Origin of the sequence: Ramlibacter tataouinensis (assembly GCF_027941915.1) — a bacterium.
GTDB lineage: Bacteria > Pseudomonadota > Gammaproteobacteria > Burkholderiales > Burkholderiaceae_C > Ramlibacter > Ramlibacter tataouinensis_C.
The window spans coordinates 3,147,375-3,174,374 of sequence record NZ_CP116009.1 but is presented as its reverse complement, the minus strand read 5'-3'; the positions used below and the strand labels follow the sequence as shown (position 1 = coordinate 3,174,374).

The 27,000-nt window shown below is 70.2% G+C and carries 24 protein-coding genes and 1 pseudogene; 5 read left to right on the top strand and 20 right to left on the bottom strand.

All coding sequences use genetic code 11. The annotated features are described in order from the left end of the window. The first annotated feature begins 28 nt into the window (after positions 1 to 28). Both PE066_RS15150 and PE066_RS15145 read left to right on the top strand, forming a co-directional pair. On the top strand, positions 29 to 1,189 hold the full coding sequence (locus PE066_RS15150) for a right-handed parallel beta-helix repeat-containing protein (protein WP_271233359.1): 1,161 nt from the start codon (positions 29 to 31) through the stop codon (positions 1,187 to 1,189). A gap of 175 nt (positions 1,190 to 1,364) precedes the next feature. Continuing rightward, positions 1,365 to 2,594: pseudogene (locus tag PE066_RS15145) on the top strand (glycosyltransferase family 4 protein); the annotation flags it as partial. Positions 2,595 to 2,704: 110 nt separating this feature from the next. On the opposite strand, the gene PE066_RS15140 reads toward PE066_RS15145, so the two are convergent. From PE066_RS15140 to PE066_RS15130, 3 genes are all read right to left on the bottom strand, one after another. Continuing rightward, on the bottom strand, positions 2,705 to 4,039 hold the full coding sequence (locus PE066_RS15140) for a nucleotide sugar dehydrogenase (protein ID WP_271233358.1): 1,335 nt from the start codon (positions 4,037 to 4,039) through the stop codon (positions 2,705 to 2,707). Positions 4,040 to 4,315: 276 nt separating this feature from the next. Continuing rightward, positions 4,316 to 5,302, bottom strand: a complete 987-nt coding sequence (gene galE / locus PE066_RS15135; RefSeq protein ID WP_271233357.1) for a UDP-glucose 4-epimerase GalE — start codon at positions 5,300 to 5,302, stop codon at positions 4,316 to 4,318. Positions 5,303 to 5,504: 202 nt separating this feature from the next. Next, entirely contained in the window at positions 5,505 to 6,305 is an 801-nt protein-coding gene (locus tag PE066_RS15130) for a CAP domain-containing protein (protein ID WP_271233356.1), read from the bottom strand. A gap of 121 nt (positions 6,306 to 6,426) precedes the next feature. On the opposite strand from PE066_RS15130, the gene PE066_RS15125 reads away from it, so the two are divergent. After that, a complete protein-coding gene (locus PE066_RS15125) occupies positions 6,427 to 7,038 on the top strand; it encodes a lysophospholipid acyltransferase family protein (RefSeq protein WP_271233355.1) in 612 nt (203 codons plus the stop codon). Next, positions 7,035 to 8,036: a phosphatidate cytidylyltransferase gene (locus tag PE066_RS15120; RefSeq protein WP_271233354.1), complete on the top strand. Its 1,002-nt coding sequence runs from the start codon at positions 7,035 to 7,037 to the stop codon at positions 8,034 to 8,036. The genes PE066_RS15125 and PE066_RS15120 overlap by 4 nt, the downstream gene beginning before the upstream one ends. Here PE066_RS15120 and PE066_RS15115 read toward each other — a convergent pair. Further along, positions 8,033 to 8,347, bottom strand: coding sequence for a BON domain-containing protein (locus PE066_RS15115; protein ID WP_271233353.1), 315 nt, complete (start codon positions 8,345 to 8,347; stop codon positions 8,033 to 8,035). The two genes, PE066_RS15120 and PE066_RS15115, sit on opposite strands and share 4 nt — an antisense overlap. Before the next feature lie 144 nt (positions 8,348 to 8,491). On the opposite strand from PE066_RS15115, the gene ruvC reads away from it, so the two are divergent. Further along, positions 8,492 to 9,040, top strand: coding sequence for a crossover junction endodeoxyribonuclease RuvC (gene ruvC / locus PE066_RS15110; RefSeq protein ID WP_271233352.1), 549 nt, complete (start codon positions 8,492 to 8,494; stop codon positions 9,038 to 9,040). Positions 9,041 to 9,059: 19 nt separating this feature from the next. On the opposite strand, the gene PE066_RS15105 is transcribed toward ruvC, so the two are convergent. From PE066_RS15105 to rsmH, 16 genes are all read right to left on the bottom strand, one after another. Beyond that, positions 9,060 to 9,236, bottom strand: coding sequence for a hypothetical protein (locus PE066_RS15105; RefSeq protein WP_271233351.1), 177 nt, complete (start codon positions 9,234 to 9,236; stop codon positions 9,060 to 9,062). 6 nt (positions 9,237 to 9,242) lie between these two features. After that, on the bottom strand, positions 9,243 to 10,166 hold the full coding sequence (lpxC, locus tag PE066_RS15100) for a UDP-3-O-acyl-N-acetylglucosamine deacetylase (protein WP_271233350.1): 924 nt from the start codon (positions 10,164 to 10,166) through the stop codon (positions 9,243 to 9,245). Positions 10,167 to 10,345: 179 nt separating this feature from the next. Beyond that, the gene (ftsZ, locus tag PE066_RS15095) at positions 10,346 to 11,587 is read right to left on the bottom strand and encodes a cell division protein FtsZ (protein ID WP_271233349.1); all 1,242 of its coding nucleotides are present in this window, start codon (positions 11,585 to 11,587) and stop codon (positions 10,346 to 10,348) included. A gap of 133 nt (positions 11,588 to 11,720) precedes the next feature. Then, complete coding sequence (gene ftsA / locus PE066_RS15090) at positions 11,721 to 12,950, bottom strand: cell division protein FtsA (RefSeq protein ID WP_271233348.1); 1,230 nt, start codon at positions 12,948 to 12,950, stop codon at positions 11,721 to 11,723. 14 nt (positions 12,951 to 12,964) lie between these two features. Next, positions 12,965 to 13,774, bottom strand: a complete 810-nt coding sequence (locus PE066_RS15085) for a cell division protein FtsQ/DivIB (protein ID WP_271233347.1) — start codon at positions 13,772 to 13,774, stop codon at positions 12,965 to 12,967. Then, positions 13,771 to 14,811, bottom strand: coding sequence for a D-alanine--D-alanine ligase (locus tag PE066_RS15080; protein ID WP_271233346.1), 1,041 nt, complete (start codon positions 14,809 to 14,811; stop codon positions 13,771 to 13,773). Before PE066_RS15080 ends, PE066_RS15085 begins: the two co-directional genes overlap by 4 nt. Further along, on the bottom strand, positions 14,808 to 16,220 hold the full coding sequence (murC, locus tag PE066_RS15075; protein ID WP_271233345.1) for a UDP-N-acetylmuramate--L-alanine ligase: 1,413 nt from the start codon (positions 16,218 to 16,220) through the stop codon (positions 14,808 to 14,810). Before murC ends, PE066_RS15080 begins: the two co-directional genes overlap by 4 nt. Next, positions 16,217 to 17,281, bottom strand: coding sequence for an undecaprenyldiphospho-muramoylpentapeptide beta-N-acetylglucosaminyltransferase (gene murG / locus PE066_RS15070; RefSeq protein ID WP_271233344.1), 1,065 nt, complete (start codon positions 17,279 to 17,281; stop codon positions 16,217 to 16,219). Before murG ends, murC begins: the two co-directional genes overlap by 4 nt. Beyond that, entirely contained in the window at positions 17,278 to 18,504 is a 1,227-nt protein-coding gene (ftsW, locus tag PE066_RS15065) for a putative lipid II flippase FtsW (protein ID WP_271233343.1), read from the bottom strand. The genes murG and ftsW overlap by 4 nt, the downstream gene beginning before the upstream one ends. Further along, positions 18,501 to 20,015 carry a UDP-N-acetylmuramoyl-L-alanine--D-glutamate ligase gene (murD, locus tag PE066_RS15060; protein ID WP_271236591.1) on the bottom strand — a complete coding sequence of 505 codons (1,515 nt, stop codon included), beginning with the start codon at positions 20,013 to 20,015 and terminating at the stop codon, positions 18,501 to 18,503. Before murD ends, ftsW begins: the two co-directional genes overlap by 4 nt. 5 nt (positions 20,016 to 20,020) lie before the next feature. Beyond that, complete coding sequence (gene mraY / locus PE066_RS15055) at positions 20,021 to 21,199, bottom strand: phospho-N-acetylmuramoyl-pentapeptide-transferase (protein ID WP_271233342.1); 1,179 nt, start codon at positions 21,197 to 21,199, stop codon at positions 20,021 to 20,023. Continuing rightward, positions 21,189 to 22,559, bottom strand: coding sequence for a UDP-N-acetylmuramoyl-tripeptide--D-alanyl-D-alanine ligase (locus PE066_RS15050; protein ID WP_271236590.1), 1,371 nt, complete (start codon positions 22,557 to 22,559; stop codon positions 21,189 to 21,191). Before PE066_RS15050 ends, mraY begins: the two co-directional genes overlap by 11 nt. 2 nt (positions 22,560 to 22,561) lie before the next feature. Further along, positions 22,562 to 24,040 carry a UDP-N-acetylmuramoyl-L-alanyl-D-glutamate--2,6-diaminopimelate ligase gene (locus PE066_RS15045; protein ID WP_271233341.1) on the bottom strand — a complete coding sequence of 493 codons (1,479 nt, stop codon included), beginning with the start codon at positions 24,038 to 24,040 and terminating at the stop codon, positions 22,562 to 22,564. After that, positions 24,040 to 25,773: a peptidoglycan D,D-transpeptidase FtsI family protein gene (locus PE066_RS15040; RefSeq protein WP_271233340.1), complete on the bottom strand. Its 1,734-nt coding sequence runs from the start codon at positions 25,771 to 25,773 to the stop codon at positions 24,040 to 24,042. The genes PE066_RS15045 and PE066_RS15040 overlap by 1 nt, the downstream gene beginning before the upstream one ends. Then, positions 25,770 to 26,084 carry a cell division protein FtsL gene (ftsL, locus tag PE066_RS15035; RefSeq protein ID WP_271233339.1) on the bottom strand — a complete coding sequence of 105 codons (315 nt, stop codon included), beginning with the start codon at positions 26,082 to 26,084 and terminating at the stop codon, positions 25,770 to 25,772. Before ftsL ends, PE066_RS15040 begins: the two co-directional genes overlap by 4 nt. Beyond that, positions 26,081 to 26,992 carry a 16S rRNA (cytosine(1402)-N(4))-methyltransferase RsmH gene (gene rsmH / locus PE066_RS15030; RefSeq protein WP_271233338.1) on the bottom strand — a complete coding sequence of 304 codons (912 nt, stop codon included), beginning with the start codon at positions 26,990 to 26,992 and terminating at the stop codon, positions 26,081 to 26,083. Before rsmH ends, ftsL begins: the two co-directional genes overlap by 4 nt. Between the last annotated feature and the right edge of the window lie 8 nt (positions 26,993 to 27,000).

Sequence of the window (27,000 nt, the reverse complement as noted above, 5' to 3'; positions counted from 1 at the left end):
CCGCAAGCGACTCTGCCTGGCCGCGCTGATGTCCGCCGTTCTGGCGGCCTGCGGCGGCGGCGGTGGCGGCGACGTGGCCAGCTCGGCAACCGGCGCCGACGTGGCCACCTCGGGCCTCTCGCCGTCGTCTCCTGCTCCGGCCCCTGCGCCCGCGGGGATCAGCCTGACCAACTACGGCGGCGTGTGCGACGGCCGCACCGACAACAACGCGGCCATCTCGCGCGGCATCGCGGACACCAAGGCCAAGGGCCTGGCGCTGCTGATCCCGGCCGGCCAGTGCAACTTCAGCTCGGTCATCCAGCTGGACGGCGGCAAGATCGCCGGCGCCGGCCCGACCTCCGTCCTGTACGCCACCAACTGGCAGCAAGCCTCGATCTACATGCGCGGCAACGCGCCCAGCGTGACCAAGGTGAAGCTCACCGGGGCGCCGGCGCCCGGTCGCGTGCCCAACTGGGAGTCCACCAAGATCATGATCTGGGGCGCCACCAACTTCGTGATCGACGGCGTGACCATCGAGAACTCGCCGGCCGCCAGCATCCAGACGCTTCGGAAGGCCAACCGCGGGCTGATCACCAACAACACGATCCGCAACTCGCTGTCCGACTCGATCCACCTGACCGACGGCGCCAGCGACATCACGGTGGAGAACAACGTGATCGACGGCAGCGGCGACGACGGCATCGCCGTGGTCAGCTACCAGGGTGACGGCACGCCGGTGAGCAACGTCACGGCGCGCAACAACATCGTGCGCGGCAACAAGTGGGGCCGCAACATGAGCGTGCTCGGCGGCCGCAACATCCTGTACGAGAACAACCTCCTGCAGAACAACTCGCAGTGGGCCTGCCTCTACTTCGCGCAGGAAACGCCGTGGAACACGTTCAACGTGATCGGCGCCACCGCCCAGCGCAACACGCTGCAGAACTGCGGCAACGTGAGCAACGGCCACGGCGCGGTGCTGATCTTCTCGGACGGCAGCTACAACGGCGGCGCACCGAACGACGACATCAAGGTGATCTCCAACGACATCATCCAGGACGGCCGCAACGGCTTCAACTGGTGGGGCCCGCAGACGAACGTGCGCCTGGAGAACAACCGCTACACCGGTAGCGGCCCGGCCTACGCGGGCAACGGCCCCGGCGTGACCGTCGTCCCGCATGGCGGCGGCACGGTGGGCTACGTGGCCCCTTGAGCGCCGCGAGCGAGCCGGGCGCTTGATACAGCCCTGGCTCGCCCCCTCGCCACCGGCATGGCAGCCGCGGACGAACTTCGTCCGCGGCTTTTTTCTTCACCGGTCAGGACGATTGACCGAGCCGACCCGGGACACCCGTCATGGGCCGCAGACTTGCTGCCGCGCGACACTGCGGATGGGCGTTCGGTGCGCCCAGCCGCGCGGAGGTGTCCGGGTGAAAGTCGCGATCGTTCACGAGTGGTTCGACAGCTATGCCGGCTCGGAGCGGGTGGTCGAGCAGATGCTGGCGCTCTTCCCCCAGGCCGACGTCTTCGGGGTGGTCGACTTCCTGTCCGGGCCGGACCGTGCCTTCCTCGGCGGCAGGACGGTGCACACCACCTTCATCCAGCGGCTGCCCTTCGCGCGCCGCGCGTTCCGCCACTACCTGCCCCTCATGGCCGTCGCGATTGAGCAGCTCGACCTCAGCGACTACGACCTCGTGCTCTCGAGCAGCCACGCGGTCGCCAAAGGCGTGCTCACCGGGCCGGACCAGGTGCACGTGAGCTACGTGCACAGCCCGATCCGGTACGCCTGGGACCTGCAGCACCAGTACCTCCAGGATTCGGGCCTGGCCCGCGGCGCGAAGGGCCTGCTGGCCAGGCTCATGCTGCACTACATGCGCCTGTGGGACTGCCGCACGGCCGCGGGGGTGGACCTGTTCATCGCCAACTCCGCTTTCGTCGGCCGCCGGATCCGCAAGGCCTACGGGCGCGACAGCGTGGTGGTGCATCCTCCCGTGGACGTGCAGTCCTTCGCGCTGCGCACCGCCAAGGAGGACTTCTACCTGGCCGCCGCACGGATGGTGCCCTACAAGAAGATGCCCGTCCTGGTGGAGGCGTTCGCGCGCATGCCCGCCCGGCGCCTCGTGGTGGTGGGCGAGGGCCCCGATCTCGACCGGTGCCGCAAGCTGGCGGCCGGCAGCCCCAACATCCAGCTGGTCGGCCGCCAGCCCGCCGGGCCACTGCGCGACTACATGCAGCGAGCCAAGGCGTTCGTGTTCGCCGCCGAGGAGGATTTCGGGATCACGCTCGTCGAAGCCCAGGCGTGCGGCACACCCGTGATTGCCTACGGCCGCGGAGGCGCGCGGGAGACTGTGCGGCCGATCGAGGGCAGTGACGCGCCCACCGGCCTGTTCTTCGACAAGCAGACGCCTGAGTCGGTCATCGCCGCCGTGGCTCGGTTCGAGGAGTCGGCTGGACAGTTCAGCCCGCTCGCCTGCCGCGCCCAGGCTGAGCGGTTCTCGGTCGATGCGTTCCGCAGCGCATATTGCCGGTGCGTCGAGGACGCGGTGGGCGTTCGGATCTCCGACTCGCATGCGCCGCCCCGCAAGTGGCCCCAGGTTGCCGCGGCCGGCCGGGTGCGCCCTCTGCAACCGGCGCAGCGCCGTGGGGAGTGAGGCCTTGCGGGCCGGCAGCTCGTCTGGAGCCGTCGTTGCGGCGAGCCACGCGTGCGCGCGGTCGCAGGAGCCGGTCGCCGTCAATCGGCGCCGAACACGTCCCGGGTGAACACCTTCTCGCGCACATCGCGCAGATCAGCCGTGAGCCGGTTCGCCACGATCACATCGCATTCGCGCTTGAAGACCTCGAGGTCCCGGACGACGCGCGATTCGAGGAAAGAGTTCTCCTGCAGCAGCGGCTCGTAGACCAACGCCTCGACGCCATGGGCCTTGATCCGTTTCATGACGCCCTGAATCGCTGAAGTACGGTAGTTGTCCGCTCCGCTCTTCATGACCAGGCGGTGGAAGCCGACGGTCCGGGGCCTGCGCTGCAGGATTGCTCCAGCGATGAAATCCTTGCGGGTGGCGTTCGATCGGACGATGGCCCCGATCAGCGTCTGCGGAACGTCACCGAAACTCGCCAGCAGTTGCTTGGTGTCCTTCGGCAGGCAATACCCGCCGTAGCCGAACGAGGGGTTGTTGTAGTGCGCCCCGATGCGCGGATCGAGGCAAACCCCGCTGATGATCGCGCGCGTGTCCAGGCCGTGGCTGAACGCGTACGAATCCAGCTCGTTGAAGAACGCCACCCGCATGGCGAGGAAGCTGTTCGAGAACAGCTTGATCGCTTCCGCTTCGGTTGAGCTGGTCAGCAGCACGGGAGCATTCTTCTCGGCGGTTCCTTCGAGCAGCACATCCGCGAACGCGCGGCCCCGCTCGGACTGCTCCCCCACGATGATCCGGGATGGATGCAGGTTGTCGTGCAGGGCGCGTCCTTCTCGCAGGAACTCCGGCGAGAACAGAATGTTGCGCGAGCCGGTCTCCGCCTTCAGCCGCTCGGTGAAGCCCACCGGCACGGTTGACTTGATGACGATGACCGCGTCCGGATTGACCGCGATGACCTGCCTGGCGACTGTCTCGACACTTCGCGTGTCGAAGCGGTTCGTCGCCGGGTCGTAGTTCGTCGGGGTCGCGATGACGACGTAGTCCGCGCCCGTGAACGCCGCTTCGGCGTCGGTGGTTGCTTCGATCCGCGATCCGGACGAAGACAGGAATGCCTCGATGTCGGGGTCGCAGATCGGACTGCGCCCCGCGTTGATGGCAGCCGTCCTTTGCACGGACACGTCGACGCCGACGACCCGGTTGTTCCTTGCAAGGAGGCACGAGTTCGCGAGCCCGACAAACCCCAAGCCCACCACCGCTATTTCCTTCCTATTCAGGGCGGGCTTCACGCCGCTTGCAGGCAATTCAAGTTTCGCAACTCGCCGCGCATCGCGGAGTGCCCGTACGGAGGTTCTCCGGAATACGACCTGGAGATCTGCGGCCTCGGAAGCCTTCGCCGACTGCGGCTGCACGCCCCGGGGGGTGATGGCTGCCATGAAGCACTCCTTTCGTGAGCGAAGGATTTGGCGCTCACACCGTTTGCACGGCATGAGAGGAGTCTCACGGTCGATAGGGGACAAACATCCCGGGAGCTTGTTGTTGTACCGAACGGTTCGCCCAACCGTCTCCCCCCGCGAGCTGCCGGGCGCGCAGGTCCGGCCAGCCGCGCGCCCGGGTGGCAACGCATCAGCGAACGGAACGCGGGGGTGAACGCGTCTACCGACCGACCCTTGAGCTCCCGTGGCTCGTCGGGAGCGTGCTGGCGGCGGCGCTCAATAAGCCCGGTGCTGGTGCCAGCGCCATGCGTGCTGGATGATCACCTCGAGGTCGGCGAAGTTGGGCCGCCAGCCCAATCTGGAGGCTGCCTTGCTGGCGTCGGCGAAAACCGCGGCGGTGTCGCCGGCACGGCGTTCGCAAATCCGGTACGGGATGTCGCGACCGGTCACACGCGATGCCGCTTCAACGACCTGCAGCACCGAAAACCCCTTGCCATTTCCCAGGTTGAACGCATCCGGAATCCCGCCCTGCTCCAGATACTTCAAGGCCAGAACGTGGGCGTCAGCCAAGTCACACACGTGAACATAGTCCCGAACGCAGCTGCCATCGACGGTGGGGTGATCTCCCCCATGGATCCTGACTTCAGCGGCGCGTCCGCTTGCCACGTCGAGAACGCATGGAATGAGGTGCGGTTCGGGATCGTGCGACTCGCCGATCGGGGCCGTCGGGTGTGCGCCTGCTGCGTTGAAGTAACGCAACAAGGCGGCGGTCATCCCATAGGAGCGACAGAAGTCGAGAATCATCTGCTCGCAAATCAGCTTCGTTGCTCCGTACGGGCTGATCGGCACTTGTGGCGTCGTCTCGGAAACCCGGGAGGCGAGCGGGATGCCATAGGTGGCGCAACTGCTTGAAAAGACGAAGAACCTGACTTCGTGCTCGAGCGCCGTCTCGAGCAGGGTGAGGGTGCCGGCCACGTTGTTGCGGTAGTACTTGCGCGGATGCTCCATGGACTCACCCACGTAGGCCTTTGCCGCGAAGTGCATGATCGCCCCCGGCTTGTACTTCAGGAGCACCGCGCCCAGCCGCCCGTGGTCGCAGATGTCCCCGACTTCCAGCGCCCCCCAGCGAACACTCTCGCGATGTCCGGTACTCAGGTTGTCGTACGCGACCGGGGCGTACCCTGCCCGAGCCAGTTCGGCGCACGCGTGGCTACCGATATAGCCAGCCCCACCGGTGACGAGAACCGTACGAGCATCATTCATTCGGAGCATTCCTCCACGCCAGGCGCATCCAGCGACAAGTCGTCGCCCCCGCATCTGGCGCGAACGAGATTCGGCTCTCGCAGGGCACGGGTCGCAGGGGAGAAATCTCCCGGACTGCACAGGGCAAACGTCCCGGAAGCCCTTAGCTCTCGGAAACAGCGAACTGGCCAGAGGGACAACCTCCAGCTGAAAAGGCGCGCGCTCAGCGCGGCAGAGCGAACACCTGGGCCCAGTAGATGCCGCCGTCGCTGGCGGTGTTCACGGCAAACGCCACGCCCATTTCGGTGAAGCGCGGCTCCATGATGTTGGCGCAGTGCTCGGGACTGGCCAGCCAGCCGTGCACCACCTGCTCCGCGCTCGTCTGGCCGGAGGCGACGTTCTCGCCGACCTTGCGCCAGCGGTAGCCGGTGCGATCGACCCGTTCGGCCGGCGTGCTGCCGTCGCGGCCCTCGTGCGCCAGGTAGCCGTAACGCGCCATCGAATCCGCATGCGCCGCCGCCGCCCGCACCAGCAAGGCATTGAGCGACACGGGGGCGGCCGCATCGAACGGTTGGCTGCCGCAGCGCCGCGGCTGCGCCCGGGCCCGGTTGACCAGGACCAGCACGCGCGCCGACACGTCGCCGGATTGCCCGGCGGCCGGCGGATCGAAGGGCGCGGCGGCGATCACCCACCACGCGTTGCCCGACCGCTGCAGGCCGACCTCGCGCAGCGAGGGGTCGGCCAGGGCACGGCAATGCTGCGGCACCAGCGCCTGCATCGCCGCCTGCGGCGACCGGTAGCCGCGCAAGGTCCACTGGAAGCTGCGCTGGGCGCGATAGCCGCTGGCCTGGAGGGCACTTTCGAGCGGCGCGCCGCCTGCCAAGCGCCGGGCCGCCTGGTCGAGCTGCGGCTGCGGCCGCAGCGCCGGCCCGGCTGCGCCGCATTGCCGGCGCGCCTGCTGCAGGGCCTGCAGCAAGGCGTCGTCCGCCGCTGCAACGGTGGGCGCGATCGCCGCGAGGATCATGCAACAGGCAGCCAGGCGCATCGGCGCAGCATATCGGCAGTCGAGCAACCCGGCCGTCGGCGCGCACCCCGGCCCCGAGGGCCGTTGCCACGGCCATGGCCGAGCTGCTTATCATCGGCCGATGCTGGCCAAGGCGATGGGCATCTTCCTGCTGGGCCTGGTGCGGCTGCTCACCGGGGCACAGGCGCGCTGGCACGGCTGTCCGCCCAAGGCCGAACAGCGCATCTATTTCGCCAACCACCAGAGCCATGCCGACCTGGTGATGATCTGGGCGGCGCTGCCGCACGAGCTGCGCAGCATCACGCGGCCGATCGCCGCGCGCGACTACTGGACCCGGGGCCGCTTGCGCCGGTGGATCACCACGGCGGTCTTCAACGCCGTGTACGTGGACCGGGCCCGCACCGGCGAGCAGGACCCGCTGGAGCCGCTGGTCCAGGCCCTGGAGAACGGCGACTCCATCATCCTGTTTCCGGAAGGCACGCGCGGCCACGCCGAGGAACCGCAGCCCTTCAAGGCCGGCCTGTACAACCTGGCGGTGCGCTTTCCCGAGGTGGTGCTGGTGCCGGCCTGGATCGCCAACGTGCAGCGGGTCATGCCCAAGGGCGAGGTGGTGCCGGTGCCGATCCTGTGTTCGGTGACCTTCGGCGCTCCCGTCGCGCTGCAGCCCGGCGAGGACCGCCATGCCTTCCTGGCCCGCGCGCGCCAGGCCGTGATCGAGCTGCGTGACTTATGACGGCGGGCTACGACTTCCTGCGCAGCCTGGCGCCCGAGCAGCAGGTCGGCGCGCTGTTCTTCCTGGTGTTCGGCATCCTGGCACTGGCCAGCGTGGCCGTGTTCCTGCTCGGCTTTCGCAACCCGGCGCAAGCGACCGATGACGAAGCCTGGCAGGAACGGCTCACCGATGCGCGCAGGCTGCTGTCGTCGTCGTGGGCGATGGTGGTGGTGTTCTGGATCGGCTGGGCCGCCGGCCACACCGGCGCCACGCTGCTGTTCGGGCTGGTCGCCTTCTTCGCACTGCGCGAGTTCATCACGCTGTCGCCCACCCGCCGCGGCGACCATCGCAGCCTGGTGGCGGCCTTCTTCGTGGTGCTGCCGATCCAGTTCTGGCTGGCCGCCGCCCGCCGCTTCGACCTGCTGACGGTGTTCATTCCCGTCTATGTGTTCCTGGCGCTGCCGCTGGCCAGCGCGCTGGGCGGCGATACCCAGCGCTTCCTGGAGCGCAATGCCAAGATGCAGTGGGGCATCATGGTCTGCGTCTATGGCATGAGCCACTTGCCCGCGCTGCTGCTGCTGGACTTCCCGCAGCGCGGCTACGTCGGCAAGGGCGCGTTCCTGGTGTTCTTCCTGGTGTTCGTAGTGCAGACCTGCATGGTGGTGCAGCACCTGCTCACGCGCCGCTCCCCGCGGCCAGCGGCCATTCCGCAGGTCAGCAAGAGCTTCAACTGGGCGACCTGGGCGCTGGGCATGGCCGTCGGCAGCCTGCTGGGCGGCGCGCTGTCGTTCATCACGCCCTTCGGCCCCGGCCAGGCGGTGGCGATGGCCTTCATCGCCTGCGCCGCCGGCTCGCTGGGGCACCTGGTGATGAAGGCCATCAAGCGCGACCGCGGCGTGCCGGCCTGGGGCCACCGCGCCTCGGTCACGGGCGCCAACGGCCTGCTGGACCGGGTCGATGCGCTGTGCTTCAGCGCACCGGTGTTCTTCCACTCGGTGCGCTGGTACTTCGGGGTCTAGCCGCCGATCACGAGCTGGTTGTCGACCGACTTGACGCCCTCGATGCCGCGCGCCACTTCGCCGGCCTTGCGCCACTCCTGCATGTTCTTGACCGACCCGCGCAGCTTGACGTTGCCCTGCGTCGTATCGACGTTGATCTTCAGGGCGCTGAGCTGCGGGTCGGCCGCAAAGGCGGCCTTCAGCCGGGTACCGATGGTGGCGTCGTCGATCGCCTGGCCCGCGGTGCGGGTGCCGCCGGCCCCGGGTTGGCCGTAGCCGGCGCAGCCGGCGAGTCCGAGCGCCAGCATGGACGCGATGAGCAAGGTTTTCATTGGGCACATCCCTTCGATTGCGAGAAGCCCAATTTGCCGCCGGGCTGGCCGCCGGCCTGTAGGACCGTGCCGCAGCGGGGCGGCGACCGAATTCGCTTTGGCGCCTCAGCCGCGGGCGCGCGGGCGGTAGACTCGACGGCGCCCATGCGAATCCTCGGCATCGACCCCGGCCTGCAGACCACCGGCTTCGGCGTGGTCGACGCGCAAGGCCACGAGCTGCAGTACGTCGCCAGCGGCACCATCAGCACCACCCACCTGCCGCGCGGCGACCTGCCGGCCCGGCTGAAGGTGCTGTTCCGCGGCATCGCCGAGGTGCGCGAGCGCTACCAGCCGGACGCCGCCGCCGTCGAGATCGTGTTCGTCAACGCCAACCCGCAGGCCACGCTGCTGCTCGGGCAGGCGCGCGGCGCCTGCGTGACGGCCCTGGTGGCCTGCGAGCTGACTGTGGCCGAGTACACCGCCCTGCAGATGAAGCAGGCGATCGCCGGCTACGGCAAGGCCGGCAAGGCCGAGGTGCAGGAGATGGTCAAACGCCTGCTGAAACTTCCCGGACTACCCGGCAAGGATGCGGCCGATGCGCTCGGGCTGGCGATCACGCACGCCCATGCCGGGCAGGCCATGGCGCGCATCGCGCAAGCCACGCAGACCACGCGCCGCACCACCGGCATGTACAAGGCCGGCCGGGCGCACTGAGTTCGCGCCGCCTGCCGGCTCAGGCCAGCCGTTCCAGCGCCAGCACGGCAAAGAAGGCGAAGGCCGCGATCAAGGTCCACTTGAGCGTGACCAGGCCCCAGCGGCGGTAGCGCGGCTGGGCGGTGGCGGCATAGAAGGCAAAGCAGGTGCCGGCGCCCAGCAGCAACAGCAGGATGGCCCAGCGAAAGACCAGCATGCCGCGCTACCAGGCGCGGGCGAGCTGGGTGAACCCGGCGGGCGCCTGGCGCTCGTCCTCGAAGCTCACCAGCTCCCAGGCGTCGCGCTGGGCCAGCAGGGCACGCAGCAGCTTGTTGTTCAGGGCGTGGCCCGAGCGGAACGCGTTGTAGGCCGCCAGCAGCGGCTTGCCCAGCAGGTACAGGTCGCCCATCGCGTCCAGGATCTTGTGCTTGACGAACTCGTCCTCGTAGCGCAGGCCTTCGGTGTTCAGGACGCGGTAGTCGTCCATCACGATGGCGTTGTCCATGCCGCCGCCCAGCGCCAGGCCGTTGGCCCGCATCATCTCCACGTCCTTGGTGAAGCCGAAGGTGCGGGCCCGCGCGATGTCGCGCTGGTAGTTGCCCTGGCCGAGGTCGAACTCGACCCGCTGGCCGGTCGAGTCGACCACGCGGTGGTCGAAGTCGATCTCGAAGCTGAGCTTGTAGCCGTGGTAGGGCGCCAGGCGCGCCCACTTGAGTGCGTCGCCCTCGCCCTCGCGCACCTCGATGGGCTGCAGCACGCGGATGAAGCGGCGCGGCGCGTTCTGCGCCACGATGCCGGCGCTTTGCAGCAGGAACACGAACGACGACGAGGAGCCGTCCAGGATCGGCACCTCTTCGGCGGTGATGTCGATGTACAGGTTGTCCAGGCCCAGTCCGGCGCAGGCCGACATCAGGTGTTCGACCGTATGCACCTTGACCGCGCCGGTGGAAATGGTCGAGGCCAGCCGGGTGTCGGTCACCGCCTCGGCCGACACCGGGATGTCCACCGGCTCGGGCAGGTCCACCCGCCGGAACACGATGCCGGTGTCCGGCTGCGCCGGCCGCAGCGTCAGCTCCACCCGCTGCCCGCCGTGCAGCCCCACGCCGACGGCGCGGGTCAGGGTCTTGAGGGTCCTTTGGGGCAGCATGGGGTGAATTTTAGGTTTTGGCGGCCAGCTCAGTGCGCCCAGGGACATGCGTGCCATGGCCTATCCCAGCCCAGAACCGGTCGTCCCCGCGCAGGCGGTCACCCAGCGCAACGCGCCGCACGGGTGCCGCAGGCGCGTTGCGCTGGATCCCCCGCCTTCGCGGGGGATGACTGTGGCGCTCAGTCCGCTTGCCTACGCAGGAACGCCGGGATCTCGAAGTCGTCCATGCCGCCGGCGCTGAGCGCCTCGACGCGGGACGAGGCCTGGGCCCGGTTGGTGCGCCAGACGCTGGGCACCGTCAGGTCGGGCGCGGCGGCCGGCATCGCGGCGCCGGCCAGGGCGCCCGACCCCACGCCGGTGTTGCCCACGATGTGGTGCATCGTCGGCACCTGCACCGGCAGGTTGTCGGTGCCGGTGCGCAGCACCTGCAGCGGCGGCGCCGTGCGGCGCTGCTGGCCGTGGCGCGACAGGCCGGTGGCCACCACGGTCACGCGCATCTCGTCGCCCAGGCTGGGGTCGTAGGCGGTGCCGAAGATCACGTGCGCGTCGGGCGAGGCATAGGCGCGGATGGTGTTCATCGCCTCGCGCGACTCGGCCAGCTTGAGGCTCTCGCGCGCGGCGGTAATCAGCACCAGCACGCCCTTGGCGCCCGACAAATCGATCCCGTCCAGCAGCGGGCAGGCCACCGCCTGCTCGGCGGCGATGCGTGCGCGGTCGGGCCCGGAGGCGATGGCCGTGCCCATCATCGCCTTGCCCGGCTCGCCCATCACCGTGCGCACGTCTTCGAAGTCGACGTTGACGTGGCCCGGGACGTTGATGATCTCGGCGATGCCGCCCACCGCGTTCTTGAGCACGTCGTTGGCATGGGCGAAGGCTTCGTCCTGCGTGACGTCGTCGCCCAGCACTTCCTGCAGCTTCTCGTTGAGCACCACGATCAGCGAATCGACGTTGGCCTCCAGTTCGGCCAGCCCGCTCTCGGCGTTGGTCATGCGGCGGCCGCCCTCCCAGTCGAACGGCTTGGTCACCACGCCGACGGTGAGGATCCCCATTTCCTTGGCCACGCGGGCGATCACCGGCGCGGCGCCGGTGCCGGTGCCGCCGCCCATGCCGGCCGTGATGAACAGCATGTGGGCGCCGTCGATCGCCTCGCGGATGCTGTGCTCGGCCGCCTCGGCCGCGTCGCGGCCGCGGTCGGGCTTGCCGCCCGCGCCCAGGCCGTTGTTGCCCAGCTGGATGGTCTTGTGCGCGGCGCTGCGCACCAGCGCCTGGGCGTCGGTGTTGGCGGTGATGAACTCCACGCCCTGGACCGCGCGCGCGATCATGTGCTCGACGGCGTTGCCGCCGCCGCCGCCCACGCCGATCACCTTGATCTGCGTGCCCAGGTGGAAGCCGTCGTCTTCCTCGATCATTTCGATGGGCATTTCGATTTCTCCTATTCCTTGCAGTTGCCGTTTGATGTCGTTGTCGGATGTGAAAAGAACCTGAACGTTCAGGAGGGCGGATCGGTGCACCGCCATCGTCGTCGGCGCCGTGCGGCGCGCAGGTCGGCGTCCATCAGAAGTTCCCCACGATGAAGTCGCGCATGCGCGAGAAGGCGGTCTTCATGGAGCCGTTCTTCTGCGCCACCTTCTGGCCGCGCACGCGCGCCAGCCGCGCTTCCTCCAGTTGCCCCATCACCGTGGCGGCGCGCGGCTGCGCCACCATGTCGGCCAGCGCGCCGGTGTACTGCGGGATGCCGCGGCGCACCGGCTTGAGGAAGATGTCCTCGCCCAGCTCCACCATGCCCGGCATCACGGCGCTGCCGCCGGTGATCACCACGCCGGAAGACAGCACTTCCTCGTAGCCCGATTCGCGGATCACCTGCTGCACCAGCTGGTAGATCTCCTCGACCCGCGGCTCGATCACGCCGGCCAGCGCCTGGCGCGACAGCATGCGCGGGCCGCGGTCGCCCAGGCCGGGCACCTCGACCTGCTGCTCCGGGTCGGCCAGCAACTGCTTGGCGCAGCCGCTCTCGACCTTGATGTCCTCGGCGTCCTTGGTCGGGGTGCGCAGCGCCATCGCGATGTCGCTGGTGACCAGGTCGCCCGCGATCGGGATCACCGAGGTGTGGCGGATGGCGCCGCCGGTGAAGATGGCCACGTCGGTGGTGCCGGCGCCGATGTCGACCAGCGCCACGCCCAGCTCCTTCTCGTCGGCGGTCAGCACCGCGTGGCTGGAGGTCAGCGGGTTGAGCAGCAGCTGCTCCACCTCCAGCCCGCAGCGGCGCACGCACTTGATGATGTTCTCGGCCGCGCTCTGGGCGCCGGTCACGATGTGGATCTTGGCTTCCAGCCGGATGCCGCTCATGCCGATCGGCTCGCGCACGTCCTGGCCGTCGATCACGAACTCCTGCGGCTCCACCAGCAGCAGCCGCTGGTCGGTGGAGATGTTGATGGCGCGCGCCGTCTCCACCACCCGCGCCACGTCGGCCGGCGTGACCTCGCGGTCCTTCACGGCCACCATGCCGCTGGAGTTGATGCCGCGGATGTGGCTGCCGGTGATGCCGGTGTAGACCCGCGAGATCTTGCAGTCGGCCATCAGCTCGGCCTCCTTGAGCGCCTGCTGGATGCTCTGCACGGTGGCGTCGATGTTGACCACCACGCCGCGCTTGAGCCCGCCCGAAGCGGCCACCCCCAGCCCGGCGAGCTTGAGTTCGCCCTCGGGCAGGACCTCGGCCACCACCGCCATCACCTTGGCGGTGCCGATGTCCAGTCCGACGACCAGGTCCTTGTATTCCTTTGCCATGTTCCCCTCGTCCCTCAACGGGCGGCGGCTGCCGCCTGCCCCTTGCCCTTCGCGTCCGCCGTCACGGTGCCCACACCGCGCAGCCGGATCGCATAACCGTCCCCGTAGCGCAGGTCGGCCGACAGCAGCGCCTCCGGCAGCCGCCCGTAGCGCGAGGCCACCTGCGTCAGCGTGTCGACCAGCCGCTGCACCCGCGGCACCACGTCGGCGATGTCGCCGCGTCCCAGTTCCACCCGCGCGCCGGTGTCCAGCTCCAGCTGCCAGCTTCCGCGCCCGGTCAGCTCCAGCCCCGTAGCGGCCAGCTCCAGCCGCTCGAACAGCGGCGCGATCGCCCGGTACATCGCCAGCACCGGTTGCGACTGGCCTTCCGGCCCGGCCAGTCGCGGCAGTTCGTCGGGCTCGACCTCGCCGGCATTGGCCTCGAACACCTCGCCGAAGCTGTTGACCAGGCGCGAGCCGCCCTCCTCGCCCCAGTAAGCCACGGCCTGGTGCTCCTGCAGCACCACCCGCAGCCGGTTGGGGAACTCGCGCCGCACCTGCGCCTGCCGCACCCAGGGCACGGCCTCGAAGGCGCGCCGGGTGGCTCCCAGGTCCACCGTGAAGAAATTGCCCGCCAGCCGCGGTGCCACGTTGGCGCGCAGCGTGGCCACGCTGTTGTGCGTGACGCCGCCCTGCACCGTGATGCCGCCCAGCGCGAACAGCGGATGGCGCAGCGCCCACAGGCCCAGCCCCGCCAGCAGCAGGCCGGCGGCGAGCGCGAACAGCACCGTGGCGGTGCCGTTCATCAGTCGCACGTCGAAGGGCTGCTGCAGGGCTGCGCTCATGCGGTGGCGCCCTCCTTGCCGTTGCCGTTGCTGTTGCTGTTGCCGTTGCTCGGGCTGCCGCTGCGGCGCCGCTCGCCGCGTTCGTGGTCCAGCGCCGCCGAGGCGATCAGCTGCAGGCACAGGTCGGCGTATTCGATGCCGGTGGCGCGGGCCGACATCGGCACCAGCGAGTGGCCGGTCATGCCGGGCGAGGTGTTGATCTCCAGCAGCGATGGCTTGCGGGTGGCGGCATCGATCATCACGTCGATGCGGCCCCAGCCGCGGCAGCCCAGCACGCGATAGGCCTTGAGCACCAGCTCCTGGATCGCAGCCTCCTCTCCCTCGGGCAGGCCGCACGGCACCAGGTACTTGGTGTCGTCGGTGAAGTACTTGTTCTGGTAGTCGTAGTTGCCCTCGGGCGCGACGATGCGGATCACGGGCAGCGCGCGTGCCGACTCGCCGGTGCCCAGCACCGGGCAGGTGACTTCGTCGCCGGCGATGAACTGCTCGCACAGCACGTCGGGATCGAGCGCGGCGGCGGCGTCCACGGCGTCCTGGATCTCCGAGTAGCCCTGCACCTTGGCCACGCCGATCGACGAACCCTCGCGCGCCGGCTTGACGATCAGCGGCAGGCCGAGCGCATCGGGGATCTCGCGCACCTGCTCGCGCGTGTAGGCGCCGCGCTGCAGCAGCCGCCAGTCCGGCGTCGGCAGTCCTTCGGCGCGCCAGATGCGCTTGGTCATCACCTTGTCGATCGACACCGCCGAGGCCATCACGCCGGATCCGGTATAGGGGATGCCCAGCAGCTCGAGCGCGCCCTGCACCGTGCCGTCCTCGCCGAAGCGGCCGTGCAGCGCGATGAAGCAGCGCTTGAAGCCCTTGCGCTTGAGCTCGGCCAGCTCGCGCTGCGCCGGATCGAACGCATGCGCGTTGACGCCGCGCGACTGCAGCGCCTTGAGCACGCCGCTGCCCGACATCAGCGAGACCTCGCGTTCGGCCGAGCGCCCGCCCATCAGGACGGCGACCTTGCCGAGGGCCTTGACGTCGATCGCCGTCATGCCGCGCCCCCCAGCTCCACCAGCTTGCCCGGCACGGCGCCGATCGAGCCGGCGCCCATGCACATGACGACGTCGCCGTCGCGCGCCATGTCCAGGATGGCCTGCGGCATGGCGCCGATCTCGTCGACGAACACCGGCTCCACCTTGCCGGCCACGCGCAGCGCGCGCGCCAGCGAGCGGCCGTCGGCGGCCACGATCGGCGCCTCGCCGGCGGCATAGACCTCGGCCAGCAGCACCGTGTCGGCCTGGCCCAGCACCTTGACGAAGTCCTCGAAGCAGTCGCGCGTGCGGGTGTAGCGGTGCGGCTGGAACGCCAGCACCAGGCGCCGGCCGGGGAAGGCGCCGCGCGCCGCCGACAGCGTGGCGGCGACTTCCACCGGGTGGTGGCCATAGTCCTCGATCACGCTGAAACGGCCGCCACCGTTGGCCGCCGTCACCTGCACGTCGCCGTAGCGCTGGAAGCGCCGGCCGACGCCGTGGAACTCGGCCAAGGCCTTCTGCACCGCCGCGTCCGGCACGTTCAGCTCCACCGCCACGGCGATCGCCGACAGCGCGTTGAGCACGTTGTGGTGGCCGGGCAGGTTCAGCGTGACCGGCAGGTCGGGCAGCGTGACGCCGTTGCGGCGCTGCGCCGTGAAATGCATCTGGGTGCCGACGGCGCGGATGTCCACCGCCCGCACCTGTGCATCCTCGCCGGTGCCGTAGGTAGTGACCGGGCACTGCACCTCGGACACCATCTGCCGCACCGCGGGATCGTCGGTGCACAGGATGGCGGTGCCGTAGAACGGCATGCGGTGCAGGAAATCGACGAACGCGCCCTTGAGCCGGCCGAAGTCGTGGCCGTAGGTCTCCATGTGGTCGGCGTCGATGTTGGTGACCACCGCCATCACCGGCATCAGGTTCAGGAACGAGGCGTCCGACTCGTCGGCCTCGACCACGATGTAGTCGCCGGCGCCCAGCTTGGCGTTGGCGCCGGCGCTGTTCAGGCGGCCGCCGATGACGAAGGTCGGGTCCAGCCCGCCCTCGGCCAGTACGCTGGCCACCAGGCTGGTGGTGGTGGTCTTGCCGTGGGTGCCTGCGATGGCGATGCCCTGCTTCAGGCGCATCAGCTCGGCCAGCATCATGGCGCGCGGCACCACCGGGATCTTGCGCAAGCGGGCCGCCAGCACCTCGGGGTTGTCCGGCTGCACCGCGGTGGACGTGACCACCGCGTCGGCGCCATCGATGTGGCTGGCGGCGTGGCCGACGCAGGTGCGGATGCCCAGGTCCTGCAGGCGGCGCAGGGTGGCGCTGTCGGACAGGTCGGAGCCGGAGATGCTGTAGCCCAGGTTGAGCAGCACCTCGGCGATGCCCGACATGCCGGAGCCGCCGACGCCGACGAAATGGATGTGCTTGATCGCGTGTTTCATGCTTTCGCGAGTTCCTCGCAGGCGCTGACCACCTCGGCCGTGGCGCTGGTCCGGGCCAGCGCGTGGGCGGCGGCCGCCTTCTGCATCAATTCGGCCCGGGTGACCTGCTGCAGCAGCGCGGCCAGCCACTCGGGCGTGAGTTCCGCCTGCTGCTGCAGCCAGCCGCCGCCGGCGTCGACGATGAAGCGGGCGTTGGTGGTCTGGTGGTCGTCGACGGCGTGCGGGAAGGGCACGTACAGCGCCGCGGCGCCGACCGCCGCCAGCTCGGTGACGGTGCTGGCGCCGGCCCGGCAGATCACCAGGTCGGCCTCGGCGAAGGCGCCCGCCGTCTCGTCGATGAAGGGGGTGAGCTCGGCCTGCACGCCGGCGGCGGCGTAGTTGGCGCGCAGCTCGTCGATCTGCTTGGCGCCGCTCTGGTGCAGCACCTGCGGGCGGCGCTCGGGCGCGATCAGGGCCAGCGCCTTGGGCACCACCTCGTTGAGCGCGCGCGCGCCCAGGCTGCCGCCGACCACCAGCACCTTGAGCGGGCCGCTGCGGCCGGCCAGGCGCTCGGCCGGCGGCGGCTGCTGCAGGAAGGCCGCGCGCAGCGGGTTGCCGATCCAGCGCGCCTTGGGCAGCACATCGGGGAAGGCGGTGAAGACGCGGTCGGCGACGCCGGCCAGGACCTTGTTGGCCATGCCGGCCACCGAGTTCTGCTCGTGCAGCACCAGCGGCTTGCCGAGCAGCACGCCCATCATCCCGCCCGGGAAGGTGATGTAGCCGCCCAGGCCGACCACGACGTCGGGCTTGACGCGGCGCACCACCCGCAGGCTTTGCCAGAACGCGCGCAGCAGCCGCAGCGGCAGCAGCGCCAGCGTGACCGGGCCCTTGCCGCGGACACCGCCGAAGTCGACCGGTTCGAAGGCGAAACCGCGCGGGGGCACCAGCCGGCTTTCCATGCTGCCCGGCGCGCCCAGCCAGTGCACGCGCCACGCGCGCTCGCGCAGCGCCTCGGCCACCGCCAGGCCCGGGAAGATGTGGCCGCCGGTGCCGCCGGCCATGACCAGGACGCACCGGGTCATTTGCGCCCTCCCCGCATCAGGACGCGGTTCTCGTAGTCGATGCGCAGCACCACCGCGATTGCCACGATGTTCATCAGGACCGCCGAGCCGCCGTAGCTCATGAGCGGCAGGGTCAGCCCCTTGGTCGGCAGCGCGCCCAGGTTGACGCCCATGTTGATGAACGCCTGGAACCCGATCCACAGGCCCACGCCCTGCGCCACCAGGCCGGCGAACACGCGGTCCAGCGCCACCGCCTGGCGGCCGATGTGGACGATGCGGCGCGTCAGCCAGAAGAAGGCGGCGATCACGGCCAGCAGGCCGAGCAGCCCGAACTCCTCGCCGATCACGGCCAGCAGGAAGTCGGTGTGCGCCTCCGGCAGCCAGTGCAGCTTCTCGACGCTGCCGCCCAGGCCGACGCCGAAGATCTCGCCGCGGCCGATCGCGATCAGCGAGTGCGACAGCTGGTAGCCCTTGCCCAGCGCGTGCTTCTCGCTCCAGGGATCGAGGTAGGCGAAGATGCGCTCGCGCCGCCAGTCGGAGAAGGCGATCATCAGCGCGAAGGCCACCACGATCACGGTGGCGATGAGGAAGAACATGCGCGCGTTCACCCCGCCCAGGAACAGGATGCCCATGGCGATGACGGCGATCACCATGAAGGCGCCCATGTCGGGCTCGGCCAGCAGCAGCGAGCCGACGATGGCCACCGCCGCGGCCATCGGCAGCACGGCGCGGAAGAAGCGTTCCTTCACGCCCATCCGGCGCACCATGTAGTCCGACGCGTAGAGGAGCACCGCGAACTTGGCGAGTTCCGACGGCTGGAAGCTCATCGCACCCAGCCCGATCCAGCGGCGCGCGCCGTTGACGCCCTTGCCGATGCCCGGGATCAGCACCAACACCAGCAGCCCCAGCGAGGCGATGAACAGCCAGGGCGCGACCTTCTCCCAGGTGGCCACCGGCACCTGGAAGGCCAGCAGCGCCACCACGAAGCCCAGCCCCAGCGACAGGAAGTGCCGCAGCAGGAAATGGGTGTGGGCGTAGCGCGCGAACTTGGGGTTGTCCGGCAGCGCGATCGAGGCCGAATACACCATCACCAGCCCGAACGCCAGTAGCGCCACCGTGACCCAGAGGAGCGGCTGGTCGAAGGCCTGGATGCGCGCCGGCGCGCCGGCGGTTCGATAGCCGCGCGCGGACGGACGGCCGCCGCCGCCGAACAGGCCACCCAGGCGGGCCACCAGCGCGTTCATGCGGCGCCCTCCAGCCCCGTGCCGGCTTCGTCGGCCAGCGCCTGCACCGCAGCGCGAAACACCTCGGCGCGGTGCGGGTAGTTGCGGAACATGTCGAAGCTGGCGCAGGCCGGCGACATCAGCACGGCGTCGCTGGCGTGGGCGCGCTGCGCGGCGGTGCGCACCGCTTCTTCCATCGTGGCGGCGTCCAGCAGCGGCACGCCGGCGCCTGCGAGCGCGGCGCGGATGACCGGCCCATCGCGGCCGATCAGCACCACCGCCCGCGCGAACCGCGCGACCGGCTCGGCCAGCGGTGCGAAGTCCTGCCCCTTGCCGTCGCCACCCAGGATCACCACCAGCTTGCGCTCGGCGCCCAGGCCGGCCAGCGCGGCCACCGTGGCCCCCACGTTGGTGCCCTTGCTGTCGTCGAAATACTCGACTTCGCCCACGATGCCCACGGGTTCGACGCGGTGCGGCTCGCCGCGGTACTCGCGCAGGCCGTACAGCATGGGCGCCAGCTGCGCGCCGCCGGCGCTGGCCAAGGCCAGCGCCGCCAGCGCATTGGCCGCGTTGTGGCGGCCGCGGATGCGCAGCGCCTCAACCGGCATCAGGCGCTGGATGTGGAGCTCCACTTCCTCGTCCTTGCGCCGCTTCTGGGTCTCGTCGGCCTCGAAGGCGCGCACCAGCCAGGCCATGCCGTTGACCACCTCGATGCCGAAGTCGCCCGGCCGCTGCGGCATGTCGCCGCCGAAGGTCAGGTGCTCGCGCTGCGCCAGCCGGCCGCCGCGGACCTTGACCGGCGGCGGCAGCATCTGCATCACGCGCGGGTCCTCGCGGTTGAGGATCATCAGCGTGCGTTCGCCGAAGATGCGCGCCTTGGCCGCGGCATAGGCTTCCATGCTGCCGTGCCAGTCCAGATGGTCCTGCGTCAGGTTCAGCACGGCGGCCGCGGTCGGCTCGAAACTGCCACTGGCGTCGAGCTGGAAGCTGGACAGCTCCAGCACCCAGACCTGCGGCAGCGCCTGCGCGTCGGCCTTGGCCGCCAGCGTGTCCAGCAGGGTCGGGCCGATGTTGCCGGCCACCGCCACCGTGCGACCGCTGCGCTCGACCAGCTGGCCGGTCAGCGCCGTCACGGTGGTCTTGCCGTTGGTGCCGGTCACTGCCAGCACGGCCGGCGCGTAGCCCTGCTCCTCGCGCAGGCGCGCCAGCCCCTGCGTGAACAGGTCCAGTTCGCCGCCCACCGGGATGCCGCGCTCGGCGGCCGCCTGCAGCAGCGGCGCCGCCTGCTGCGGCGTCACACCCGGGCTGCGGAACACCAGCACCACGCCCTCCAGCAGGCCGGCGTCGAACTCGCCCGCGACGAATTGCGCCTGCGGCAGCTCTTCGCGCAGGTCCGCCAGCCGCGGCGGCTGGGCGCGCGTGTCGGCCACCGTCACCCGGTCGCCGGCGCGCACGCACCAGCGCGCCATGGCCAGCCCGGACTCGCCGAGGCCGAGGATGAGCACGCTGCGCGGGGAGGAGCCGTCGTGCATCGCCTTCACCTGAGCTTCAGCGTGGACAGGCCCACCAGGCACAGCAGCATGGTGATGATCCAGAAGCGCACCACGACCTGGGTTTCGGTCCAGCCGCTCTTTTCGTAGTGGTGGTGCAGTGGCGCCATCTTGAGGATGCGGCGGCCTTCGCCGTAGCGCCGGCGCGTGTACTTGAAGTACGCCACCTGCGCCATCACCGAGATCGCCTCGGCGACGAACACGCCGCCCATGATGGCCAGCACGATCTCCTGGCGCACGATCACGGCGATGGTGCCGAGCGCGCCGCCCAGCGCCAGCGCGCCGACGTCGCCCATGAACACCTGGGCCGGGTGGGTGTTGAACCACAGGAAGGCCAGCCCGGCGCCGGCCATGGCGGCGCAGAAGATCAGCAGCTCGCCCGAGCCCGGAATGTGCGGGAACAGCAGGTACTTCGAGTACACCGCACTGCCGGTGACGTAGGCGAACACGCCCAGCGCCGAGCCGACCATCACCACCGGCATGATCGCCAGCCCGTCCAGGCCGTCGGTCAGGTTGACGGCGTTGCTGGCGCCGACGATCACCACGTAGGTCAGGATCACGAAGCCGAACACGCCCAGCGGGTAGCTCACCTCCTTGAAGAAGGGCACCAGCAGGCCGGCCTTGGGCGGCAGGTCGAGGTCGAAGCCCGACTGCACCCAGGCGAAGAACAGTTCCACCACCCGGGTGTTGCTGCTCTCGGAGATGCTGAACACCAGGTACAGCGCGGCGATCAGGCCGATCACCGACTGCCAGAAATACTTCTCGCGCGAGGGCATGCCCTCCGGGTCCTTGTTGACGACCTTGCGCCAGTCGTCGGCCCAGCCGATCATGCCGAAGCCGAGCGTGACCACCAGCACGATCCAGACGAAGCGGTTCGACAGGTCGAACCACAGCAGGGTGGCCAGCGCGATCGACAGCAGCACCAGCACGCCGCCCATGGTCGGCGTGCCGCGCTTGGACAGGTGGGTCTGCATCGCGTAGTCGCGCACCGGCTGGCCGATCTTCAGCTCGGTCAGCCGCCGGATCACCCAGGGCCCCGCGATCAGCCCGATCAGCAGCGCCGTCAGCGCCGCCATCACGGCGCGGAAGGTGATGTACTGGAATACGCGCAGGAAACCGAACTCCGGTCCCAGCGTCTGCAGCCACACGGCGAGGCTAAGCAGCATCGGCGTCCTTTCCCTGTTCTTGTTGCTGGACGGCCTGCACGACCCGTTCCATCTTCATGAAGCGCGAACCCTTGACCAGCAGGCTGGCCGTGGCGGGCAATTGCGCGAGCACCGCGGCGTTCAGCGCATCGATGCCGTCGAAGTGCTCGCCGGCCATGGCGCGCGCCTGCTCGCCCAGCGTGAACAGCCGCTCGATGCCGCGCTCGCGCGCGTACTGGCCGACCTCGGCATGGAACTGCGGCCCCTGGTCGCCGACCTCGCCCATGTCGCCCAGCACCAGCAGGCGCGGGCCGGGCAGTTCGGCCAGCACGTCGATGGCGGCGCGCACCGAATCCGGGTTGGCGTTGTAGCTGTCGTCGATCAGCGTGAGCGTGCGGCCGCCCAGCACCACCGCGAACGCGCGCGACCGGCCCTTCACCGGCTCGAAGGCGGCCAGCCCCTGGGCGATGGCGGCCGGCGGCGCGCCGGCGGCCAGTGCGCAGGCCGCTGCCGCCAGCGCATTGCGCAGATTGTGGCGGCCGGCGATCGCCAGCGTGAAGTCGAGCGCGCCGGCCGGGGTGGCGGCCCGGGCGGACCAGCGGCCCTGCTGCCATTGCGCGTCGGCCAGCACCAGGTCGGCGCCGCTGCCGGCATCGCCGAAGGTGAGGCAGGCGCGGCCCTGCGCCAGTTCCTGCCACAGCGGGGTGTAGGCGTCGCCGGCCGGGAACACCGCCACGCCGCTGCGGTCGAGCGAGGCGAACACGGCGCCGTTCTCGCGCGCCACCGCCTCCACCGTGGCCATGAACTCCTGGTGTTCGCGCTGGGCGTTGTTGACCAGGGCCACAGTCGGGCGGGCGATGTCGGCGAGGTAGGCGATCTCGCCGGGGTGGTTCATGCCCAGCTCCACCACGCCGACGCGGTGCTCCGGCCGCAGGCGCAGCAGCGTCAGCGGCAGGCCGATGTCGTTGTTCAGGTTGCCCTGGGTGGCCAGATGGTGGTCCGGCTGCCAGGCACGCAGGATCGACGCGATCATCTGCGTCACCGTGGTCTTGCCGTTGCTGCCGGTGATTGCGACCAGCGGCAGCTTGTACTGCAGCCGCCAGCCGTGCGCCAGCCGGCCGAGGGCGAGGCGGGTGTCCTCGACTTCCACGCCCGGCAGGCCGGTAGGCAGCCGGCCGGGGTGCGCCAGCGCCGCCACCGCACCGCTGGCGCTGGCCTGCGCCAGCAGGTCATTGGCATCGAAGCGCTCGCCGCGCAGCGCGACGAACAGGTCGCCGGCCTGCAGCGTGCGGGTGTCCGAATGCACGCGCGCGAACGCGAGCGCGCCATCGCCCTCGAGGCGACCTCCGGTCCATTGGGCGACCTGCTGCAGCGTGGCCATCGTCATGCCGGCCTCCCCTGCAAGGCCGCCTTCGCGTGCTCGCGGTCGTCGAACGGGTGCCGCACGCCGGCGACCTCCTGGTAGTCCTCGTGGCCCTTGCCGGCCAGCAGGATCACGTCCTGCGGCGCGGCGGCCGCGATCGTCTCGGCGATCGCCCGCCCGCGGTCGGCCTGCACCTCCACGCTGTCGTGGTGCGACAGCCCCAGCAGGATCTGGCTGATGATGGCCTCGGGCTTCTCGCTGCGCGGGTTGTCGCTGGTGACCACCACCCGGTCGGCGTTCTTCTCGGCCACCGCGGCCATCAGCGGCCGCTTGGTGGCGTCGCGCTCGCCGCCGCAGCCGAACACGCACCACAGCTGGCCGCCGCGCTGCACGGCCAGCGGGCGCAGCGCCAGCAGCGCCTGGTCCAGCGCGTCGGGCGTGTGCGCATAGTCCACCGCCACCAGCGGCTGGCCGGGTTGCTGCAGGCGCTCCATGCGGCCCGGCACCGGCGCCAGGCCTTCGCAGGCGCGCACGGCTTCGGCCAGCGACACGCCCAGCGCGCGCATGGCGCCGATCACGCCCAGCAGGTTGGCGACGTTGTACTGCCCGACCAGTGCGGTGGCGAGCGCGTGCCGCTCGCCACCCTCGGTTACCTCGAAATGCAGGCCGCCGGCGGAGTAGCCGATGTCCACGGCCTGCAGGCGGGCTTCGCGCTCGGCCGAGACCGTCCACAGGTCCAGGCCGCTGCCCTGCAGTTCGTCGGCCAGCGCGGCCCCCTTGCCGTCGTCGACGTTGACCACGGTGGCGCGCAGGCCCGGCCAGCGGAACAGCTGCTCCTTGGCGGTCCAGTAGGCCGCCATGCTGCCGTGGTAGTCGAGGTGGTCCTGGCTGAAGTTGGTGAACACCGCCACCGCCACCCGGGTGCCGTCGAGGCGGCGTTCCTGCAGGCCGATGGACGACGCCTCGATCGCGCAGGCCTTGAGGCCCTGGTCGGCGAAACGCCGGAAGGCCGCCTGCAGCAGCACCGGGTCGGGCGTGGTCAAGCCGCTGGACTCCAGCTGCGGCGGCCGGCCGCTGCCCAGCGTGCCGATCACGGCGCAGGGCCAGGGGTCGCCGGCCAGGCGCGACAGCGCCTGCGCCAGCCACCAGGTGGTGGAGGTCTTGCCGTTGGTTCCGGTCACCGCCAGCACCTGCAGCTGCGCGCTCGGATGGTCGTAGTACTCGGCCGCGATCGGCCCGGTCGCCGCCTTGAGCTGCGCGTAGCCGGCGATGGCTTCGTCGCGGAAGGCGAACGGCTCCACGCCCTCGCGCTCGACCAGGCAGGCGACGGCGCCCTGCGCCAGCGCGGCGGGCACATGCCGGCGGCCATCGGTGGCGGCGCCGGGCCAGGCGATGAAGCCGTCACCCGGCCCAACCCGCCGGCTGTCGCCGTGCAGCTGGCCGCGCACGCGGCCGCGCAGCCAGCGCGCCGCTTCGGCGGGAGTGCGCAGTTGCAGCATCAGAACGACTCCTCCACGGCGTCCACCACCACCAGCGGCTTGACGTTCATGTCGGGCTGAACGCCCAGCAGGCGCAGCGTCTGCTGCACGGTGGCGCTGAACACCGGCGCCGCCACTTCGCCGCCGAAGTACTTGCCGGCGCTGGGCTCGTCGATCATCACCGCGACCACGATGCGCGGCTGCTCGATCGGCGCCAGGCCGACGAAGAAGCCGCGGTACTTCTTGTCGGCGTAGCCGCGGCCTTCCTGCTTGTGCGCGGTGCCGGTCTTGCCGCCCACCGAATAGCCGACCGTCTGCGCCTTCTGCGCGGTGCCGCCGGGCCCGGTGGTCATGTGCAGCATGTGGCGCACGGCGCGCGCGTGCCGCGCCTCGATCACGCGCACGCCGGCCGCGGGCGCATCGGCCTTGAGCAGCGTCACCGGGACCAGCTCGCCGTCGCGCGCGAACACGGTGTAGGCGCGGGCGAGCTGGAACAGGCTGGCCGACAGGCCGTAGCCGTAGCTCATGGTGGCCTGCTCGATCGGCCGCCAGGTCTTGGGCGGACGCAGGCGGCCGCTCACCGCGCCGGGAAAGGGCACCTGCGGCTTCTGGCCGAAACCGGCCTCGGTGTAGAGCTCCCACATGTCGCGCGGCGACATCTGCATGGCCATCTTCACCGTGCCGACGTTGCTCGACTTCTGGATCACCTGTTCCACCGTCAGCTCGGCGTGAGGATGGGAGTCGCGGATGGTGGAGCCGCCGATGTTCATGCGGCCGGGTGCGATCTGGATCACCGTGTCGGGCCGCACCAGCCCCTTTTGCAGCGCCAGCGCCGCGATGAAGGGCTTCATGGTGGAGCCGGGCTCGAAGGTGTCGGTCAGCGCGCGGTTGCGCAGCTGCGCGCCGCTGAGGTTCTGGCGCCGGGCCGGCGAGTAGCTCGGGTAGTTGGCCAGCGCCAGCACCTCGCCGCTCTGCGCATCCAGCACCACCACGCTGCCGGCCTTGGCCTTGTGCTCGGTCACCGCGTCGCGCAGCTTCTGCCAGGCGAAGAACTGCACCTTGCTGTCGATCGACAGCTGCAGGTCGCGCCCGTCCACCGGCGGCACCTGCTGCACCACGTCCTCGACGATGCGCCCCAGGCGGTCCTTGATCACGCGGCGCGAGCCGGGCTTGCCGGCCAGCTCGCGGTTGAAGGCCAGCTCCACGCCCTCCTGGCCGTGGTCCTCCACGTTGGTGAAGCCCACCACGTGCGCAGCCGCCTCCCCTTCCGGGTAGCGGCGCTTGTATTCCATGCGCTGGTAGATGCCCTTGAGGCCCAGCCCGGCGATCTTCTGCGCCACCGGCTCGTCGACCTGCCGCTTGAGCCAGACGAAGGTCTTGTCCTCGTCCTGCAGCTTGCGCGCCAGCTCGGCCGGGCTCATCTCCAGCAGCCGCGCCAGTTGCGCCAGCTGGCCCTTGTCGGCCTCCACGTCCTCGGGAATGGCCCAGATGCTGGGCGACGGCACGCTGGTGGCCAGTAGCAGTCCGTTGCGGTCGAGGATGCGGCCGCGGTTGGCCGGCAGCTCCAGCGTGCGGGCGAAGCGCACCTCGCCCTGGCGCTGGAAGAAGTCGTTGCCGAACACCTGGACCCAGGCCGCGCGGCCGGCCAGCGTGGCAAAGCCCAGCGCCAGCCCGGCGACCATGAACTTGCTGCGCCAGACCGGGGTCTTGCTGGCCAGCAGCGGGCTGGAGGTGTAGAGCACGCTGCGCGTCATGGCCGCTCCTCGCTGCCCGCTTGCGGGAAGACCGGAAGGGGGGCATGCGCCGCGGCGCTGACGTACTGCGTGATGGCCGGGCCGGCCGGGCGCATCTGGAGCTGGTCCCGGGCCAGCCTTTCGACCCGCAGCGGGGTGGCCTGCGCGCGCTTGTCCACCTTCAGGCGCTCGTGCTCGACCTCCAGCTTGCGCGCCTCGGCCTGCGCCTTCTCGATCTCGGCGTACAGGCGGCGCGACTCGTACTGCACCTGCACCAGGTACATGGCGCTGAGCAGCACGGCCAGCAGCAGGACCAGGTTGAGCCGGGTCATGCCGCCGTCCTCTCGGCCACCCGCATGATGGCGCTGCGCGCGCGCGGGTTGCCTGCCACTTCCCCCGCCGACGGCCTCACGCGCGCAAGCGCCCGCAGCTTCGTCGGCTGGGGCGCGGCGAAGGGGGCGCGGCGGTCGAACACCTCGCGCGAATGGCGCGCGATGAACTGCTTGACGATCCGGTCCTCCAGCGAGTGGAAGCTGATCGCCACGAGCCGGCCGCCGGGTTGCAGGATGTCCAAGGCGGCCCCTAGCGCTTCCTGCAGCTCTTCAAGCTCGGCGTTGATGAAAATCCGAAGAGCCTGAAATGTGCGCGTTGCAGGGTCCTGGCCCGGCTCGCGGGTTTTGACCGTGCGAGCCACGAGCTCGGCCAGTTCGGCGGTGGTTGCAACAGGGCCCCGTTCCTGTCGGCGAGCTGCAATCGCCTTTGCAATCGGAACAGCAAACCGTTCTTCGCCGTAATCACGAATCACCTCCGCGATGCGGCCGGTCTCGGCCGTTGCAAGCCACTGCGCCACGCTCTGGCCGCGCGTGGTGTCCATGCGCATGTCCAGCGGCCCGTCGGCACGAAAGGAAAAACCCCGGGCGGGGTTGTCGATCTGGGGCGAGCTGATCCCCAGGTCCAGCAGCACGCCGGCCACGCTGGCCGGGCCCAGCTCGCCGAGCGAGCGGAAACCCTGGTGGCGGATCGAAAAGCGCGCATCGGCGATCTGCGCGGCGGCGTCGATCGCCTCCGGGTCCTTGTCGAACGCGACCAGCCGGCCTTGCGGGCCGAGCCGCTGCAGGATGGCGCGCGAATGCCCGCCACGGCCGAACGTCGCGTCGACGTAGCTCGCATCCGGCCTGGTGAGGAGCGCGTCGACCGCTTCGTTCAACAGGACGGTGGTGTGTTGCCATTGGGTGTCCACCGCCGCGC